General features: G+C 70.4%; 16 protein-coding genes. 9 read left to right on the top strand and 7 right to left on the bottom strand.

Annotation, left to right across the window (positions count from 1 at the left end):
- Positions 1-199 precede the first annotated feature (199 nt).
- Complete coding sequence (locus AB0G04_RS19840) at positions 200-1,120, top strand: FliA/WhiG family RNA polymerase sigma factor (protein ID WP_360984299.1); 921 nt, start codon at positions 200-202, stop codon at positions 1,118-1,120.
- A gap of 297 nt (positions 1,121-1,417) precedes the next feature.
- Here AB0G04_RS19840 and AB0G04_RS19835 read toward each other — a convergent pair whose 3' ends face one another.
- Positions 1,418-2,239: a GNAT family N-acetyltransferase gene (locus AB0G04_RS19835; RefSeq protein WP_360984296.1), complete on the bottom strand. Its 822-nt coding sequence runs from the start codon at positions 2,237-2,239 to the stop codon at positions 1,418-1,420.
- Between the two features lie 189 nt (positions 2,240-2,428).
- Positions 2,429-4,735: an AAA family ATPase gene (locus tag AB0G04_RS19830; RefSeq protein ID WP_360984293.1), complete on the bottom strand. Its 2,307-nt coding sequence runs from the start codon at positions 4,733-4,735 to the stop codon at positions 2,429-2,431.
- A gap of 174 nt (positions 4,736-4,909) precedes the next feature.
- Between AB0G04_RS19830 and AB0G04_RS19825 the strand changes: the two genes are divergently transcribed.
- The gene (locus tag AB0G04_RS19825) at positions 4,910-5,431 is read left to right on the top strand and encodes a hypothetical protein (RefSeq protein WP_360984290.1); all 522 of its coding nucleotides are present in this window, start codon (positions 4,910-4,912) and stop codon (positions 5,429-5,431) included.
- A gap of 54 nt (positions 5,432-5,485) precedes the next feature.
- Here the strand turns inward: AB0G04_RS19825 and AB0G04_RS19820 are convergent, their stop codons facing one another.
- Positions 5,486-6,340: a sigma-70 family RNA polymerase sigma factor gene (locus AB0G04_RS19820; protein ID WP_360984287.1), complete on the bottom strand. Its 855-nt coding sequence runs from the start codon at positions 6,338-6,340 to the stop codon at positions 5,486-5,488.
- A gap of 195 nt (positions 6,341-6,535) precedes the next feature.
- Between AB0G04_RS19820 and AB0G04_RS19815 the strand changes: the two genes are divergently transcribed.
- A complete protein-coding gene (locus tag AB0G04_RS19815; protein ID WP_360984284.1) occupies positions 6,536-8,146 on the top strand; it encodes a DEAD/DEAH box helicase in 1,611 nt (536 codons plus the stop codon).
- Between the two features lie 143 nt (positions 8,147-8,289).
- On the opposite strand, the gene AB0G04_RS19810 is transcribed toward AB0G04_RS19815, so the two are convergent.
- Complete coding sequence (locus AB0G04_RS19810) at positions 8,290-8,940, bottom strand: hypothetical protein (RefSeq protein ID WP_360984281.1); 651 nt, start codon at positions 8,938-8,940, stop codon at positions 8,290-8,292.
- 17 nt (positions 8,941-8,957) lie between these two features.
- Between AB0G04_RS19810 and AB0G04_RS19805 the strand changes: the two genes are divergently transcribed.
- Entirely contained in the window at positions 8,958-9,131 is a 174-nt protein-coding gene (locus tag AB0G04_RS19805) for a hypothetical protein (protein ID WP_360984278.1), read from the top strand.
- Here AB0G04_RS19805 and AB0G04_RS19800 read toward each other — a convergent pair.
- From AB0G04_RS19800 to AB0G04_RS19790, 3 genes are all read right to left on the bottom strand, one after another.
- The gene (locus AB0G04_RS19800; RefSeq protein ID WP_360984653.1) at positions 9,128-10,183 is read right to left on the bottom strand and encodes a phosphatase domain-containing protein; all 1,056 of its coding nucleotides are present in this window, start codon (positions 10,181-10,183) and stop codon (positions 9,128-9,130) included. The two genes, AB0G04_RS19805 and AB0G04_RS19800, sit on opposite strands and share 4 nt — an antisense overlap.
- Before the next feature lie 102 nt (positions 10,184-10,285).
- Positions 10,286-10,987: a hypothetical protein gene (locus AB0G04_RS19795; protein WP_360984275.1), complete on the bottom strand. Its 702-nt coding sequence runs from the start codon at positions 10,985-10,987 to the stop codon at positions 10,286-10,288.
- A 50-nt stretch (positions 10,988-11,037) separates the two neighbouring features.
- Entirely contained in the window at positions 11,038-11,370 is a 333-nt protein-coding gene (locus AB0G04_RS19790; RefSeq protein ID WP_360984272.1) for a hypothetical protein, read from the bottom strand.
- A 106-nt stretch (positions 11,371-11,476) separates the two neighbouring features.
- Here AB0G04_RS19790 and AB0G04_RS19785 point away from each other — a divergent pair, with 106 nt between their 5' ends.
- From AB0G04_RS19785 to AB0G04_RS19765, 5 genes are all read left to right on the top strand, one after another.
- Positions 11,477-12,316, top strand: coding sequence for an NAD-dependent protein deacetylase (locus AB0G04_RS19785; protein WP_360984269.1), 840 nt, complete (start codon positions 11,477-11,479; stop codon positions 12,314-12,316).
- 167 nt (positions 12,317-12,483) lie between these two features.
- The gene (locus AB0G04_RS19780; RefSeq protein ID WP_360984266.1) at positions 12,484-13,485 is read left to right on the top strand and encodes a LacI family DNA-binding transcriptional regulator; all 1,002 of its coding nucleotides are present in this window, start codon (positions 12,484-12,486) and stop codon (positions 13,483-13,485) included.
- A 165-nt stretch (positions 13,486-13,650) separates the two neighbouring features.
- Entirely contained in the window at positions 13,651-15,345 is a 1,695-nt protein-coding gene (locus AB0G04_RS19775; protein WP_360984263.1) for an ABC transporter substrate-binding protein, read from the top strand.
- A gap of 86 nt (positions 15,346-15,431) precedes the next feature.
- The gene (locus AB0G04_RS19770; protein ID WP_360984260.1) at positions 15,432-16,514 is read left to right on the top strand and encodes an ABC transporter ATP-binding protein; all 1,083 of its coding nucleotides are present in this window, start codon (positions 15,432-15,434) and stop codon (positions 16,512-16,514) included.
- Positions 16,511-17,491, top strand: coding sequence for an ABC transporter permease (locus AB0G04_RS19765; protein ID WP_360984257.1), 981 nt, complete (start codon positions 16,511-16,513; stop codon positions 17,489-17,491). The genes AB0G04_RS19770 and AB0G04_RS19765 overlap by 4 nt, the downstream gene beginning before the upstream one ends.
- Positions 17,492-17,529 lie beyond the last annotated feature (38 nt).

The following is a 17,529-nucleotide window of genomic DNA, read 5'->3' as shown; positions in this document are numbered from 1 at the left end:
CACCTTGCCTCACCGCTCCGGGAAGTCTCAACCGGGCCCCCCGGCAGCCGATGGAAGGCCATCGCGGAAAACGGCGGGCCAGCGCAACCCGAGCGCAACTGTCCGTGACCGGAGGCTGCACCCTCCGCGCTTGAAAGTTTCTCCTGTCAGCCGGTGCCCACCCAGCCAGGGGCGCCGACGAGCAACCGGGGGAAACTACATGACCAGCACCGTGACGACCGCTGCCGACCTCACCGCCGACACCGCATCCGCCACGCCCGTGCTCACCGTGCGCGAGCAGGAGGACCTGATCCGCACGCACATGCCGCTGGTCGGTCACCTGGTGCGGGACATGCTGAGCCGCATCCCGAACCACATCCACCGCGATGACCTGACCAGCGCCGGCCTGCACGCCCTGGTCACCGCGGCCCGCGGCTGGGACCCGCAGCGCGGCGTCCCGTTCCACCGCTTCGCCGGAACCCGCATCCGCGGCGCCCTCCTCGACGAGCTGCGCGCCCTCGACTGGGCGACCCGCTCGGTGCGGTCCAAGGCCCGCAACACCGACGTCACCCGGCAGCAGCTCACCACGACGCTCGGCCGTACGCCGTCGCCGGAGGAACTGGCGCAGGCTCTCGGCACCACCACCACCGACCTGCACCAGACCGACACCGACGTGCAGCGCGCCACCGTCCTGTCACTGCAGGGCTTCACCACCAGCAGCGCCGACGACCTGGTCACCGAGCGCGAGCCCGGCCCGGAGGAGATGCTGCTGCGCCGCGAGCAGATCGGCTACCTGCACCACGCCATCGACTCGCTCCCGGAGCGCCTGCAGACCGTCGTCACCGAGTACTTCCTGCAGGAGCGGCCGATGGCCGAGATCGCCACCGACCTCGGCGTCACCGAGTCGCGTGTCTCCCAGCTGCGCGCCGAGGCGCTCTCGCTGCTGCGCGACGGCCTCAACACCCACCTCAACCCGGAGATGGCGCCGGTGCCGGACAACCCGGAGAGCATCACGGCCCGCCGCCGCGCCACCTACTACGCCACCATCGCCGGCAACACCAACTTGCGCAGCCGCCTGGCGATGACCAACGCGCACGGCCACACCTCAATCGGCCGTGGCGCCCGGTCCACCGCGGCCTGACCTTGAATCACCAGACCGGCCCGGTGTCCTCCAGGACACCGGGCCGGTGGCACGTCCACCGCCGATCCCAAGCCCTCGATCCGGTACGCCCGTCATCCAGTCCCCACCTGTCCCCCACCGCCACCTCAACACCTCCAAACAGCGGTAACGCCCAGCCACCAAAACCGGCTGTCGCACACCGCTGTCTCGAGACCACTGAGGCAGCGGTTACGTCCAGCCGCCGGGAACGGCTGTTGTGCAGCGCTGTTTGAGGCTGCTTGGGCAGCGGTGCGTGACAGCCGGTAGGGGCCTTGGTTGTCAGCCGAGTTCGAGTGTCGTCACGGCGTAGATGCCGCTCCGATCGATGTCGGGCACGCCGCCCGTGTACATCCGGGCGGTGTCCCAGGCGGCTTTGAGCCCGACCCGTTCGGCCAGAGCCGTCGCTGCGCGGTGGTCCGCCGGTACGTCGATCATGACCGGCGCCTCGGGATCGCCGCTCAACGCCGCGAGCAGGGTCTCGGCGATCTCCGGCGAGTCGGCGAACAGCGGTCCGATCCGGTCGGCGTCGCCGGCCGGGCGCCGTGCCGCGAAGCCGGCGATTGCCCCACCCCGCCGGGCCACGACCGCGCGCCGTTCCGGAGCCGTGATCCACAGGGCGAGGAACGCGTCCCGTTCCGCCGGGAAGAACCGCCGGTCATAGGCCGCCAGTTCGTCGAACCCGGCACTCCGCGCATCGGCGACCTCGATGCCGGCGGCCCGTTGCGCCCCGGCCGGCGTCCCCTGGAACCGTGTCGTGACCCAGGCCTCGCGGAAACCGGACCTGCGATAGTTGCCCTGCTGAGCTACCACCCCGTCGAGCCCGATGTTGCGGCCGGCGAGCCGGTCCATGCCGACCTGCCAGGTGCGGTACCCGTAGCCCTGTCCCCGGTGTTCCGGAACGGTGAGGTAGAGCCCGATGAACCCGTGCCCGCTCCCGTAGCGGACCGCGGAGATCGAGGTGATCGCCCGCCCGTCCAGCCGCCCGATCAGAAACCCGCCCGGGTCGGCCGGGTGAAAGACAGCGGCGTCGCCATCGCCGGGGTTCCACCCCTCCGCCGCGGCCCAGCCGGCCACCAGCCGCATCTCATCGACACTGGCCACACCAACACGAAATTCCGCCATGCCCCAGAGGCTATAGAGCCTAAATCCCGTTATGCCCCATCCAGCGGTGCCGGCCCACGAGCGTGGTGATGCGCGACCCCATACGCGCCGCACATCACCACATCCGCGAGGCAACACCGGCAACGCGGTGACCTGCGGCACGAGCGCCGCCGCAGGTCACCACACGGGTCAGGCGAGTGAGGACAGGACCTTCGGGAGGTCGGCGGTGTGCAGGACACCCAGATGCCGGGTGGCCCGGGTGACCGCCACGTACAGATCGGAGAGGCCGCGCGGCGACTCGGCGATGATCTCGTCGGGAGCGATCACCAGGACCGAGTCGAACTCGAGGCCCTTGGCCTGGCGGACGGTCATCAGGGCCACGTGGTTGAGCAGGTCGGGCTGCTCCCCCACGGCCGCGCCCGGGACCGCGGCCACCAGATCGGCGCCGAGGGACGCCTCAAGCCGGTCGGGCACCAGGATGCCGAGTCGGCCCTCCTCGATGAGGGCGGCCTCCTTGCGTACCTCCGCGATGAGTTCTTCGGAGAGACCGGCCGGTGTCACCCGCCGCGCCCACGGGGTGACGCCCGACGACCGTACCGACCGGGGTGGCCGCAGTGCCGGGTCGACGGCGGCCAGGACGTCGGCCGCGACCGCCATCACCTCGGCCGGGGTGCGGTAGTTGACGCTCAGTTCGACCATCCGCCAGCGCTGCGCCACGTACGGCTCGAAGACCTGTTCCCAGGTGGTGGTACCGGCCAGTTCGGAGGTCTGGGCGACGTCACCGACCACGGTCATCGACCGGCTCGGGCAGCGGCGCATCAGCAGCCGCCAGGCCATCGGGGACAGTTCCTGCGCCTCGTCGACGATGACGTGCCCGAAGACCCAGGTGCGGTCGGCGGCGGCGCGCTCGGCCGCGGTCCGGGTGTCGATCACCTCGTGACGTTCGACGAACGCGCCCGCGTCGACGACGTCCAGCGCGGAGAGGATCTCGTCCTTCTCGGCGCCCTCGTCCTCGAAGTCGAGCGACCGGGAACCTTCGACGATCTCCAGGACGCCTTCGGCGTACTCGATGGCGGCCTTTCTCTGACGCTGCTGCTCGCGGACCTTGAGCGTGTCGTCGACGCCGAGGAGTTCGGCAAGTTCGTCGAGGAGCGGTACGTCGGCCGGGGTCCAGCCGGCCGACCGGTCGCGCAGCAGCGAGGCCGGCAGCCCGGCCGACTCCAGCCGGCCGGCGTCGCTGAGCAGGTCGCGCAGCACCTGCCGGGGGGTGAGCACCGGCCAGAAGTCGAACAGCACCTGCTGCACGTCGACGTCCTCGCGCAGCTCACGCCGGGTTTCGGCGAGGTCGGCCTCGGAGAGCAGGTTGTCGCCGCCGAGCGGGTCGGCGCCGATCCGCTCGGCGATCTGCAGGGACAGCTGGTGGATGGCCTCGGTCACGAAGACCTGCCGGGCCACGTTGTGCGGGCGTTCGGAGCGCCGGGCGGCGGTACGCGCGGCGAGCAGCACCTCGCGTTCGATGCGCAGCGGGTAGCCGTCGTGGTCGACCTCGACGAAGTCGTCGGGCAGTGTCTGCCGGTCGGCGACCGCGTTCTCCAGCGCGTCGAGCATGCCGAGGCCGCCCTTATACGCGGCGACCTCGGGTGACTCGGCGGCGCGGGCACGGATCCCGGGGAACATGTCGCCGAGGGTGGCCAGGAACACCCCGGTCTCGGCGAGCGACGGCAGCACCTGGGAGATGTAGCGCAGGAAGGTGGTGTTCGGCCCGAGGATCAGTACACCGGACCGGGTCAGCTGCTCGCGGTACGTGTAGAGCAGGTACGCCGCCCGGTGCAGCGCGACCGCTGTCTTGCCGGTCCCGGGCCCGCCCTGGACGACGAGGGCGCCGGGCAGCCCGGACCGGATCACCTCGTCCTGCTCGGCCTGGATGGTCTCGACGATGTCGCGCATCCGGCCGGTCCGGTTCGCGGTGAGCGCCGACAGCAGCGCCGCCTCACCGGTCACGTCCTCCCGCCCGGTGCCGTCGCCGGCTTCGATGTCGAGCACCTCGTCGTCGATGCCGGTGAGGACCCGGCCGCGGGTGCGCAGGTGCCGTCGCCGGGTGACGCCGTCGGGACTGACTGCGGTGGCGAGATAGAAGGGCCGGGCGGCCGGGGCACGCCAGTCCACCAGGAGGGGACCCGCGCCGCGGTCCTCGGCGAAGATGCCGAGCCGCCCGATATAACGCGGACTGTCCGCGGAGAAGTCGAGACGCCCGAAACACAGGCCGTTCTCGACGGAATTGAACTGGGCCAGTTGTTCGGCATAGTGGCTGCGGGTGGCTTCCCGCTGGGCGCGGCCCTGAGGGGTGCCGCCGCCCTCCAGCAGGATCGCGCGCAACCTGTTGTCCGCCTGCTCACGTAATTGATCCAGGCGCTGGTAGAGCGTGGTCAAGTACGCCTGCTCGGAATCGATGTCGGCGCTCGAGCTTGACAAAGTCGCCCCTTTTCGTGCTATCATTCCGGCGTTCGGCAACCATTTCTATGGTTGCCATTTTGTTTGCCCGTGGAGCATTCGGCAAACGCCCAGAATAGCTCAGGCGTCTCGGGTTACGGCCTGGGGCGCAAGTGTCCGGAATCCGTCTCGACACGCCGGGGCCGTTACGCGCGGCGGCCGGTCGGCATTAACCGGGACATGGACAACAGCCACCCGAAGCACCTGCGTCTAGGCGCCGTGGCCCTCGCCGCGGCCGCCACCCTGTCCTTCGCCGCCGCCTGCTCCGAGGAGAGCAAGGACCCGGACGGCAACGCCGCGGCGGCAGCGGCGGCCGGGGGCCCCGAGCCGAAGACCCTGGACGGCGCCAAGGCCGCCGCGCAGACGGTCTTCGACCGGTTCAGCGGCGGCGACTTCGCCGGGGCCTGGGAGATGTACACCTCGGCCGGCAAGCAGGCGATCAGCAAGGACGACTACGTGAAGCTGAACACCGCCTGCTCCCGCAAGGGCCTGGCGATCCAGCTCACCAGCGCCCGCCTGGAAGGCACCGACAAGGCTGTCATCATCGCGAAGCAACTGGTGGCTGCCCAGTCGTACACGATGGTCTACGAGCAGGACGCCTGGAAGCTGGAGCCGGCCAAGGAGGGTATGTCCCTTTACAAGCTTGGCGCCGACAAGGCGATCGCCGCCCAGAAGAAGGCCGGGACCTGCGCCAACGCGTGAGGTTTTTCGGGGCCCGCCGCGAACCGCGGCGGGCCCCGCACTCCGGGAGGAGTCTCAGGCGACCGCCAGCGGCAGGCCGTCGGTGCCGGTCAGGGCAAGTCGGGTACGCAGCGTCCCGCGGCTGGCGATCTTGTCGTAGTAGGCGGCCCGCCGCCGGGCGACACAGCCCTCCTTCGGCGGGTTCTCGGCCGCGAGAGCCGGGTCCAGGTGGGTGTTCAGCCCGTCCCGGAGCAGGACCAGCGCCTCGGCCCGCAGCTGCGACACCCGGGACTCGCTGACCCCGAGCTCGGCCGCGATCTGGGCCATCGGCCGCTCCTCGAAGAAGTACCCGCGCACCACCACGCGCAGACGCTCCGGCAGGGCGTCGACGGCGTGCTGCAGATAGCCGAACCGCTCCCGGCGCAGCAGCATCTCCTCCGGGCCCGCGCCGGGCTCGGTGACGATGTCGTCGGCGGTGGCGGTCGCGAAGCCCTGCAGGCTGAAGACGGTGGCGCGGTGCACGTCACCCTCGCCGTTCTCGATGTCCTCCACGGTGCATCCGAGCTTCTCGGCCACCTCCTGGACGGTGGGGGTACGGCCCAGCTCCTTCATCAGCTCCTCGCGAGCCGAGTCGGTACGCCGTGCCCGCTGCCGTACCGACCGGCTGGCCCAGTCCAGGCCGCGCAGCTCGTCCAGCAGCGCGCCGCGTACTCTGGCGGCAGCGAAGCGCGGGAACGGCACCCCGCGCTCCGGGTCGAAACCGCGGGCGGCCGCCACGAGCGCGGCATAGCCGGCCGACAACAGGTCGTCCCGGTTGACGTGTGAGGGAACACGGGCCAGCATCTCGCGGACCAGATGCCCGACGAGCGGCATGTTCGCCCGGACGATGTCCTCGCCACGCCGCTCGATCGCAGGTGTCTCAGCGCTCATCGGGGGTCTCCTCGCAGAACCGGCCGGGTCGGGGGGACGTCCGGCACTGAGGAGAAAGATGGGGTGCGCTGAGTGCCATCCGGTTCGCCTTCGGGTGCGAACCGGTTGCGGAGGGTGCCGAGCTAAAATGATCAGATCAGCCGCTGTGCGACACCGCCGGCAGGCTGGCCTAGACCATCGGGAGTTCCCAGCTTCATGACCACCTTCACCGAGCTCGGCGTGCCCGCCGTCCTCACCACGGCACTGGACCGGCTCGGGATCAGCACCCCGTTCCCCATTCAGTCGGCCACCCTGCCCGACTCGCTGGCCGGCCGCGACGTGCTGGGCCGCGGACGCACGGGCTCCGGCAAGACATATGCCTTCGTGATCCCCCTCGTGACCCGCCTGGCGGCCGCGGCCCGCAAGCCGCAGCCCGGCCGTCCCCGCGCGCTGATCCTGGCGCCCACCCGGGAGCTGGCCACCCAGATCGAGGCGACGCTGCGCCCGCTGGCTGACGCGGCCGGCCTGCGCACCCTCGTGGTGTTCGGCGGCGTCGGACCCAACCCGCAGATCAAGGCGCTGAAGGCGGGCGTCGACGTGCTGGTCGCCTGTCCGGGCCGGCTCGACGACCACATCCGCAGTGGGCACGCCTCACTCGAGTCGGTCGAGGTGACCGTGCTCGACGAGGCGGACCACATGGCCGACCTGGGATTCCTGCCGGTGGTACGGCGGCTCATGTCGCAGACCCCGGCCGGCGGGCAGCGGCTGCTCTTCTCGGCCACCCTGGACAACGGGGTGGACATCCTGGTGCAGAAGTTCATGCGCCGGCCCGTGACACACCATGTGGACGCGGCGGCGCAGGCCCCCGTCGAGATGGACCATCACGTGCTGCACGTCCGTGACGACGACCGGTTCGGCATCCTCGTCGATCTGCTGTCGGCGCCCGGCCGGTCGGTGGTCTTCACCCGCACCAAGCGGCGGGCCAAGGTGCTGACCCGGCAGCTGAACGCGGCCGGGGTCCCGGCCGTCGAGCTGCACGGCAACCTGGCGCAGAACGCGCGTAACCGCAACCTGTCGGCGTTCTCCGACGGCACCGCGGAGACGCTCGTCGCCACCGACATCGCGGCCCGCGGCATCCATGTCGACGACGTCGCCCTGGTGATCCACGCCGACCCGCCGGTCGAGCACAAGGCCTACCTGCACCGGTCCGGCCGGACCGCGCGGGCCGGCGCCCGCGGCACGGTGATCACGCTGATGACCGACGAGCAGCAGTCCGACGTGCGTGACCTGGCCCGCAAGGCCGGCATCCGCCCGGTGACCACCAGGACCCGTCCGGGCGACTCCCTGCTGGCGCAGCTGGCGCCCGGCGAGCGGACCTTCGTGGCGCCCGCTCCCCCGGCTCCGGCGACCCGTCCGGCGGCAGCGTCCCGGGCCGATTCCTCCCGCCCGGCGACGTCCTCGCGTACGGCCGGTCCGGCGGCGGCCACTTCGGGCGCATCCGTGGACGGCGGCCCGGCCGGGCGGTCCCGGTCGCGGCGGCCACGGCGGGGCCGGCCCGGCGCCTCCGGGACCACTGACACGCCAGCCGTCAGCCAGGCCGGCGACGGCGGACGCGGGCGGCGGGCGGCCTCCCCGGATCGCACGGCCGCTCACGGTACGAACGCGGGCCAGGCGCGGACCTCCGGTCAGCAGCGCGGGTCCGGGCAGGCTCGTGGTTCCGCTTCCGCACCCCGATCCGGTACGCCCCAGCAGCGTCCCACCGCCACCGGCGCGTCCGGCGGCGCGGCGGCGTTCTCGGCTCGCAGCGGCGGCCGGCGCACCCGCTGACCACGACCGCATCGCGGAACTGTCGCGCATCACTGTCTCGGGCACACTGAGACAGCGGTGCGCGACAGTCGTTTCTCCCGGTGGCCGGCGCCGCCCGGTGCGGCAGTCCTCCGGCGGCCGGTACGGGGACGCGGACCGGCGGGTCAGGCCTCGGGTACCCGGACCGCGATCTCGTCGCCGAGCTTGTAGCCGGGGCAGAGTTCCAGTTCGTCGCCGCTCCAGAAGCGGCCCGGGTCGTACCAGTTCGCCTTACGGCCGCGCGGCAGCAGACCCATGTCCTCGTAGGTGACCGCGACCACCTCGGCGCAGTACGCCTTCTCCAGGGTGGCCTCGCTGACCTTCTTCTCCTGCCAGGGCAGCCGGATCTGCGGCACCCGGCCGCGTGCCCAGCGGGCAGCGAGCTGAGAGGTGGACGGGAACGGGGTGCCGTCGAGGCGGGCGACCGTCTTGAGGGCCTTGTCCTCCATGGCTCCGGTGACGCCGGGGTCGAGTTGCCGCAGCCAGCCGCGCTGGCCGTAGCGGCGCGCCCAGACGGTGACGGCGTCGCGCAGGTCGTGCAGCTGGACGCCGCGCTGGAACTTGCCGGACCACATGTCCGGGAGTGATCTGCCGAGCTCGGCGTGCCACATCAGCGGTGGCATGTCCTCGATCACCAGGGACATCCCGACGTGGTTCACCGGGCTGTTGGTGAGGGTCTGGATGGCCCGGTCCGGTCCGGATCGCCCACGGAAGATCCAGATGTCGCCCGTACGGGTCAGGTCGATGGCCTCATCGAGGCTGAGTTCTGCTCCCACGTGTCTATTCTCGGCTGATGCGTTGGTGGAAGATAGCGGGACTGGCGGGGCTGGCGGGAGTCGCGGCGACGGGGGCGGTGCTCGCGCGGGCGGAACGCAGGCGGCGGGCGTACACGCCGGACGAGATCCGGAGTCGTCTGCACGCCCGGGTGGCCGAGACGGGCACCAGGCCCGAGGCGGACAAACCCTAGCTTTCCGGCTTCTTGGGAATCAAGTCGGTGTCGCGCAGGAGCGACCAGAGACCGGCGCCGTCGGGGGCCGAGAACCAGGTCTTGCCACCGGACGGCACGACCTCGGCGGTCTCCGACGGGCCGGGGATGGCGCCGGCCAGCACGGCCTGGGCCGGGGACAGCCGGCGGATCGCGACAGCCGCCACGTTCTCTGGGTGCTCGCGGGCGAACTCGGAGTAGATCTCCTGGTCGTGCTGCCCGTCGTCACCGATGAGCAGCCAGCGCACGTCCGGGAACTCCTCGGCGAGCCGGCGCAGCGACTTGCGCTTGTGTTCCTGCCCGCTGCGGAACCAGCGGTCCGGCGTGGGTCCCCAGTCGGTGAGCAGGATCGGCCCGGCCGGGTAGAGGTGCCGGGTCAGGAACCGGGTCAGGGCCGGCGCGACGTTCCACGCGCCGGTGGAGAGGTAGATCACGGGCGTGCCGGGGTTGGCGTGCACGAGCCGCTCGTAGAGCACCGCCATGCCGGGCACGGCGGCGCGGGCGTGCTCGTCGAGGACGAACGTGTTCCACGCGGCGAGCAGCGGCCGGGGAAGTGTCGTCACCATCACGGTGTCGTCGATGTCGGACACGACACCGAGTTTCACCGACGGGTCGATGACCCGGATCGGGGCGTCCACCGGGACGGTGCCCTCGGTGGAGAGTTTCGCGCAGCCCCAGCCTGGGGCGAGGTCGCCCTTGACCAGGACGTCGAGGTAGCCGCTGCGGTCGGTGCGGGCCTCGGTGACCGTGCCGCCGAGCTCGACACGCACCAGGGCGCTGCTCACCGGGGTGGTGGTGAAGCTTCGCCAGCCGCGGACCTTCTCCCGCCGCTTGCGGACCATGCCGGGCCGGGCCAGCAGCACCCGGGCCATCACGCGGGCCCAGCCGGGGGCGCCGTAACCGGTGTACGCCGTGATGTACGGCTTCCAGCCACGGGCGCGCAACCGGCGCTCGACGATCTCGTGGACGGCATCCTCGATCAGGGCAGCCCGGTGTACCCGGGCCACGGGCGAGGATCCACCCGCGGGAGTTATCGTCACCTTCGCCTCCTTGCCGAATCCGTACCGCCCGCCCGGCCACGTTACCCGGCGGTTGTCACGGTCCGCTGAGAACGGTCGGCGGATCCGGGGTGGACATCAGGCTGCGGCGGGAAGTTCCGCCGGTGTCCAGTGTTCAGCGAAGACCTGCCGCTCGGTGCTCTCCTCGGCGGGGCCGTGCAGCCGGGCCGCGGCCGCTTCGGCGCGCAGGCCACGCAGTGTCTCGGCGGCCGCCTCGGCACCGCGCCAGGCGGCGCGCTCGGCCTCGACCGCCCGCTGGTACGCCTCGAACCGGTGCGCCCGGACCGCGTTCAGCAGTTCCGCCTCCTGCTGGACCGGGTGCAGCCGGGGATTCCAGCCCCGGTGCGCGAAGACGTCGTTGAGCTGGGCGATGGACAGGTCCTGGGTGCGGCACAGTTCGGTGGCGGCCCGGTGCAGGTAGCGCTGCCGGTCGACGTTCTCGCCCAGCTTGCGGCGGCGGCTCATCAGCGGGAACGCGGTGGCTGCGCCGATCCGGCGGGCGTCGTCGGAGGCCTGTTCGTACGCCGCCCAGGACTCGTCGACGGCCTGCTGGGCGGCCAGCCACTCGGCGCGGCGCCGGGCCGCGGTCCCGGCCGCCTCCGCGGCGGCGGTGTCGAGACGGTCGGCGAAGCGGTTCTCCTCGTCGACCGGTTCGGGCAGTGTGATGCCTCGGGGCAGCGACGCGGCGGCGACCGCGACGGCCAGGGCGAGCAGGATGGCTAGCCAGACGGCGGTGGCTTGCGGCACCGCGCTGATGAAGGTCTGCAGGATGGATTCCATGGAGCACCCCAAGGTTGACGGAACTTCGGCCGGCGGGGACGGGTGGACCGTCAGTGGGCCGGGGGTGCGCGGGAGCCGGGCGTTCCGGGCGTTTCGCCGCTCGGGATACGGGTGGTGAACGTCACCGTGGCGGGTGCCACTGCCGGCTCGGCGACCGGCACCCGCTCGATCCGCTCGGCTTCGTAGACGTCCGGGTCGGGAGCCGTGATCCCGGCGGTGGCGGCGATCGGCGCCGGCGCCACGGGGGCCGCCGCGGTGACCGGAACCGCAGGTGCGGGTAGCCGCAGGGTGACCGCCAGGGCGAGCATCGCCAGCCCGGTCAGGAAACGCAGAATCCGCTGTCCGTCCCAGGGACGGGCTGCCGGCTGCGCGACCGTGATCACGACTGTCAACCTACTCGTACGGTCCGGGGCCCGCACCGGCCGAACTGTCCGTGGCCACCCGTTAGAGGTTGCCGCACGGTCACCCGGCAGAGGGACGATGGACGGTATGGACCTTGAGATGGTGGAGCAGGTGGCCCGGCTGGACGCGTGGGTCACCGAGGGCGACGTGGTGGTTCTCAGCGGTGCCGGCCTCTCCACCGACTCGGGCATCCCGGATTACCGGGGCCCGTCCGGCTCGGCCCGCCGCGGTTCTCCGATGACCTATCAGACCTTCACCGGCGATCCGGTTGCCCGCCGGCGCTACTGGGCGCGCAGTCACCTCGGGTGGCGGACGATCGGCGACGCCCGGCCCAACGACGGGCACCGGGCGGTGGCCCGGCTTCAGCAGCAGGGCCTGCTGTCCGGGATGATCACCCAGAACGTGGACGGGCTGCACCAGGCGGCCGGCGCCCGGGACGTGATCGAACTGCACGGCAACCTGGCCCGGGTGGTCTGCCTGGCTTGCGGCGAGCGCTCGAGCCGTGACGAGCTGGAGGAGCGGCTGACCGCGGCCAACCCGGGGTTCGGTGCGGTGGCGGCCTCGATCAACCCGGACGGTGACGTGGAGCTGGACGACGCCGAGGTGGACGGGTTCACGGTGGTGGACTGCGCCGGCTGCGGCGGGATGCTGAAGCCGGACGTGGTCTATTTCGGCGAGACCGTGCCGGCCGACCGGGTGTCACGGGCGTTCGCCCTGGTCGCGGGTGCCCGCACGCTGCTGGTTCTGGGTTCCTCGCTGACCGTCATGTCGGGTCGCCGGTTCGTGCTGCGAGCGGTCCGGGACGGGATCCGGGTCGCGATCGTGAACCGGGGTGTCACCCGTGGCGAGCCCTATGCCGACCTGGTGATCGACGCCCCGCTCAGTGTGGTTCTGCCCCATGTGGGCGTGTTGATTCCGGGTGCGTAACCCACCCGGAATCCACCCATTCCGCAGCGTGGTTACCGTCTTGAAATCGAATTAGGTCGCTCGGCACGTTGACGTGACAGCCCTCACTGTTGTTGACTGCCGAAACCGGTACCGAAACCGGTTCCGAAACCCCCGGGCAACCCCGGAGCAACAACAAGGGAGCGAGCGTGCCGATCACCATCGCCGACGTCGCGGCCCGGGCCAAGGTCAGCAAGACCACGGTCTCCCGGGTTCTCAACGGCAAGGGTGAGCTGGACGAGTCGACCGCGGCGCGGGTCCGCGCGGTGATCGACGAACTCGGCTACGTCCCCAGCGCCCGGGCGGTCAACCTGGCGCGCGGGCGCACCCGCGTGGTGGCCATGCTCGTCCCCTCACTGACCTGGCCCTGGATGGGCGAGGTGGTGCAGGGTGCGGTCGACGTCCTGGAAGCCGAGGAGTACGGCCTCCTGCTCTACACCTGCAACCGCGGTGAGGACTCGATGCGCCAGTTCGCCGCGCAGGTGGCGGCCAAGTCCTTCGACGGGCTGCTGGTGATCGAGCCGGAGGGCACCCTCGACTACATCGTCAACCTGCACTCCCGCGGCCTGCCGATGGTGCTGATCGACGACCGCGACCAGATGTCCGGGCAGATTCCCAGCGTCGGGACGACGAACCACACCGGCGCGGGCGCCGCGGCCCGGCACCTGCTGGAGGTCGGCCGTCACCGGCCGCTCATGATCACCGGCCCGTCCCGGTTCGGCTGCACCCAGCAGCGCCGGGACGGTTTCGCCGCGGCCTATGCCGAGGCGGGCCACCCGGTCGACGAGGACCGGATCATGCTCGGCGACTTCACCTTCGAGCGCGGCGCCGAGGCGATCCAGCACGCGATCACGGCCGGTATCGAGTTCGACGCCGTCTTCTGCCACAACGACATCTCCGCCGCCGGCGCCATGCAGGCGCTCCTGGAGGCCGGCCGGCGGATCCCGGAGGACGTCTCGGTCGTCGGCTTCGACGACATCCCGATGGCGGAGCACACGCAGCCGCCGTTGTCCACGGTCCACCAGCCCATGCGCGAGATGGGTGAGGCGGCGGCACGCACGCTGCTCGCCCATTTCGAGGGCACCCCGCTGCCGAACCGCCCGACGATCATCCCGGCGACCTTCACGGTCCGCGAGTCCACCGTCTTCTGATCCGTTAATCCCCATATCCATCGACCGGCCGCACCGACGGCCGGCAATCGGTGGCGCCCGGGGCCGGCCATCGGCCGGTCACGCGATGCCACCTGTCCGGCGAACACCCTCGCACCCTCGTTTCACCCCTCTCACCCCGCATTGAACATCCGAGGAGAAATCTCGATGCAGCGTAGAAAGATTTTCGCGGTGGCCCTGGCGGGCGTGCTCGCCAGCGGCGGTCTGGCCGCGTGCAGCGAGTCGCCCAACGCCGCGAACAAGAACAACGCGGCGAACGGGAAGGCCGCCGGCTTCCTGTCCATCGGCATGCCGAACAGCACCCAGACCGAGAACAACAACCCGTTCATCGGGTCCTCGTCGGCGACCAACCTCGGTTACCGCTGGATGATCTACGAGCCCCTCGGCCAGTGGAACAACACCAAGCCGGACCAGCCGCTCAAGCCGTGGCTCGCCAGCGAGATCAAGTGGTCGGCCGACTGGAAGACCGTCGACCTGGTCATCCGTGACGGTGCCACCTGGTCCGACGGCAAGCCGCTGACCGCCGAGGACGTCGTCTTCACGCACACCCTGATCCGGGACAGCAAGGACGGCGCGCTCAACTCCTACGCCATCCCGTACGACCAGATCACCGCGGAGGGCAACAAGGTCAAGATGACCTTCAAGTCCTCCCAGTTCACCACGCACCACAAGGTCATCGGCCAGACCCCCATCGTGCCGAAGCACCTCTGGTCGACGGTCGCGGACCCGGCCACCGACACCGTGAAGAGCCCGGTCGGCAGTGGCCCGTACGTTCTCAAGACGTGGGCCCAGACCGGCATCATCCTTGAGGCTCGTGAGAGCGGTTACTGGCAGGAACTGCCGAAGGTCAAGGAGCTGCGGTACACCTCCTACTCCGGCAACGACACCCAGCTCACCGCGCTGGCCAGCGGGCAGTCCGACTGGAGCTTCGTCTTCATCCCGGACTACCAGCAGACCTTCGTCGCCAAGGACCCGGCGAACCACAAGATCTGGGCCCCGGGCGTGCTGGGCATCCACGGCCTCTACATCAACACCACCAAGAAGCCGTTCGACGACCCGAAGCTGCGCCAGGCCATGAACATGGTCATCAACCGCACGGACATCTTCACGCAGGCCGAGGCCGGCTACTTCCACCCGGAGATCAAGAGCGTCACCGGTCTGCCGGAGGGCGCGGGTGACGCCTACATCGCCGACGAGTACAAGGGCAAGACCTTCTCGGTCGACGTCGAGGGCGCCAAGACTCTGCTGACCGGCGCCGGCTACACGCTGGATGGCAACGTCCTGAAGGACAAGACCGGCAAGCCGGTCACCATCAAGCTGAGCGACCCGGCGCCGTGGTCCGACTACCAGACCACCCTTGAGATCATCAAGGACAACCTGAGCAAGATCGGCATCGCCGCCACCGTGGAGAAGCCGAACCAGAACGTCTGGGACACCAACGTGCAGAAGGGCGACTTCGAGGCCACCATGCGGTGGACCAACGGTGGCTCGACGCCGTTCGACATCTACCAGACCGTCATGGACGGCGACCTGTTGAAGCCGATCGGCACCGCCGCCCAGCAGGGTAACTTCGGCCGCTTCGAGAGCCCGGAGGCGACCGCCGCGCTGAAGGCCTACTCGAACGCCACCGACGACGCGGCCCGCAAGACCGCGCTCGCCACGCTCCAGAAGATCTTCGTGGAGCAGGCCCCGATGCTGCCCATCGGCTCGGACAACGTCGGTGCCGCCTACAGCACCAAGAAGTGGGTCGGCTGGCCGTCCGACGCGGACTCGTTCGCGCCCGGACAGCCCACCCAGGCCGGTGCGCTGATGGTCGTCCTGGCCCTCAAGCCCGCCGCCTGACCGTTCTGACAGAGGCTCCCCGCCCGGTTCACCACCGGGCGGGGAGCCCGCTCCGGTAACCCACGCCTGCACGAAGGAACCCCGGCATGACGTCGATACCCGACGCTGAGACGCCGGCCGGTGAGGTGGTGCTTGAGGCCATCGGCCTGACCAAGCACTTCCCCGTCCGCCGGAAACTGCGTGATCTGTTCAGTAGGAAGCACGACGCCGTGCATGCCGTCGACGACGTGAATCTCACGTTGCGCCGCGGTCAGGTGACCGCCCTGGTCGGTGAGTCCGGCTCCGGCAAGTCCACGGTGGCCCGGCTGCTCGCCCAGCTCTACCCCCGCACCGCCGGCGACATCCGGCTGCACGGGCAGTCGACCCGGGTCAAGTCCGGCTCGGCCTTCCGCCGGTACTGCGCCAAGGTCCAAATGATCTTCCAGGACCCGTTCGCGTCGCTGAACCCGGTCCACACCATCCGGTACCACCTGACCCGGTCGCTGAAGATCCACGGGCACGCCGGCAGAACCCCCGAGGACCTCGAGAACGCCCTGCACGGGCTGCTGAACCGGGTGCACCTGACCCCGCCCGAGCGGTATCTCGACAAGTTCCCGCACGAGCTCTCCGGCGGTCAGCGCCAGCGCGTCGCGATCGCCCGCGCCCTGGGCGCCGAGCCGGAGGCACTGCTCGCCGACGAGCCGGTGTCGATGCTCGACGTCTCGATCCGGCTGGGCATCCTGAACCTGCTCCGCGACCTCAAGGAACGCCTCGACCTAGCGATCCTCTACATCACCCACGACATCGCCTCGGCCCGCTACTTCGCCGATCAGACCCTGGTGATGTACGCCGGACGGATGGTCGAGGGCGGCGACAGCGAGACGGTCACGCAGTCGCCGGCGCACCCGTACACCAGGCTTCTGATCGACTCCGCGCCGGACCCGGACCGGCTGATCGTCGACGTCGACCCGCTGGAGGAGGACCGGGGCAACGGCGAGCCGCCGAGCCTGATCCGCCCGCCGTCCGGCTGCCGCTTCCACCCGCGCTGCCCGATGGCGATGCCTCGCTGCTCCACCGACCTGCCGGTCCGGCTGGAGATCGGTGACAGGCCGGGGCACTGGGCCGCCTGCTGGCTCTACGACGAGGCGACGGTCGCCGCCCAGCGGCCCGGGTCGGCGGTGGCGTCATGAAGTTCTTCCTGCAGCGTGTCGCGTTCTACCTGTTCACCGCATGGGCGGCGATCACCCTCAACTTCTTCATCCCCCGGCTCATCCCGGGTGACCCGGTGCAGGCCCTGATCACCAAGTACCAGGGCCAGCTCAGCACGCAGGCGATCGAATCGCTCTACGTGCTGTTCGGCATCGACAAGGACGGCAACGTCTGGTCCGAGTACATCGATTACTGGAAGCAGCTGTTCGCCGGCGACCTCGGCCTGTCCTTCGCGTTCTTCCCGACCCCGGTCTCCGAGGTGCTCTCCGACAGCATCCTGTGGACGCTGATGCTGGTCGGCGTCACCACGGTGCTCAGCTTCGGGATCGGTACCGCGCTGGGCGTGCTGGCCGGCTGGCGGCGCGGCTCGTGGACCGACGGCCTGCTGCCGGTGACGACGTTCTTCTCCTCGGTGCCGTACTTCTGGCTCGGCATCATCGCGATCTACCTGCTCACCGGCCCGGACAGCTTCTTCCCGTCGGGTGGCGGCGCCGAGGTCGGCCTGGTTCCGGCCTGGGACATGTACTTCATCCCGAGCGCCATCCAGCACAGCCTGCTGCCGGCGCTGACCATCCTGATCTCCTCGGTCAGCGGCTGGATCCTGAGCATGCGCAACATGATGGTGACCGTGTCCAGCGAGGACTACATCACCGTGGCGCACGCCAAGGGCCTGCCCGAACGCCGGGTGGCGCTCAGCTACGCGGCCCGCAACGCACTGCTGCCGAACGTGTCCGGGTTCGCCCTGTCGCTCGGTTTCATCGTCGGCGGCACGTTCCTCGTGGAGATCGTCTTCTCGTACCCGGGCATCGGTTTCCAGCTCTTCCAGGCGCTCGGCGCCAACGACTACCCGCTGATGCAGGGCATCTTCCTGATCATCACCATCTCGGTGCTGGTGGCGAACCTTCTCGCGGACATCGTGTACCTGTTCCTCGACCCGCGTACCCGCAAGGAGGGCTGACCGGTGACTGCTCTCATCCACCGAAACAGCGAGGCCGG

It is taken from the genome of Actinoplanes sp. NPDC023801 (assembly GCF_040639655.1).
Classification (GTDB): Bacteria; Actinomycetota; Actinomycetes; order Mycobacteriales; family Micromonosporaceae; genus Actinoplanes.
Note: the sequence above shows the minus strand (reverse complement) of the source record. Positions and strands in the feature narration are given on the sequence as shown.

What these genes read in the sequence shown, in the direction of transcription:
- AB0G04_RS19820 (WP_360984287.1), bottom strand. Translation starts at nt 6,340, where the DNA reads ATGAGCGCTGAGACACCTGCGATCGAGCGGCGTGGCGAGGACATCGTC.
- AB0G04_RS19805 (WP_360984278.1), top strand. Translation starts at nt 8,958, where the DNA reads ATGCGTTGGTGGAAGATAGCGGGACTGGCGGGGCTGGCGGGAGTCGCG.
- AB0G04_RS19785 (WP_360984269.1), top strand. Translation starts at nt 11,477, where the DNA reads ATGGACCTTGAGATGGTGGAGCAGGTGGCCCGGCTGGACGCGTGGGTC.
- AB0G04_RS19795 (WP_360984275.1), bottom strand. Translation starts at nt 10,987, where the DNA reads ATGGAATCCATCCTGCAGACCTTCATCAGCGCGGTGCCGCAAGCCACC.
- AB0G04_RS19825 (WP_360984290.1), top strand. Translation starts at nt 4,910, where the DNA reads ATGGACAACAGCCACCCGAAGCACCTGCGTCTAGGCGCCGTGGCCCTC.
- AB0G04_RS19840 (WP_360984299.1), top strand. Translation starts at nt 200, where the DNA reads ATGACCAGCACCGTGACGACCGCTGCCGACCTCACCGCCGACACCGCA.
- AB0G04_RS19770 (WP_360984260.1), top strand. Translation starts at nt 15,432, where the DNA reads ATGACGTCGATACCCGACGCTGAGACGCCGGCCGGTGAGGTGGTGCTT.
- AB0G04_RS19815 (WP_360984284.1), top strand. Translation starts at nt 6,536, where the DNA reads ATGACCACCTTCACCGAGCTCGGCGTGCCCGCCGTCCTCACCACGGCA.
- AB0G04_RS19830 (WP_360984293.1), bottom strand. Translation starts at nt 4,735, where the DNA reads ATGATAGCACGAAAAGGGGCGACTTTGTCAAGCTCGAGCGCCGACATC.
- AB0G04_RS19775 (WP_360984263.1), top strand. Translation starts at nt 13,651, where the DNA reads ATGCAGCGTAGAAAGATTTTCGCGGTGGCCCTGGCGGGCGTGCTCGCC.
- AB0G04_RS19765 (WP_360984257.1), top strand. Translation starts at nt 16,511, where the DNA reads ATGAAGTTCTTCCTGCAGCGTGTCGCGTTCTACCTGTTCACCGCATGG.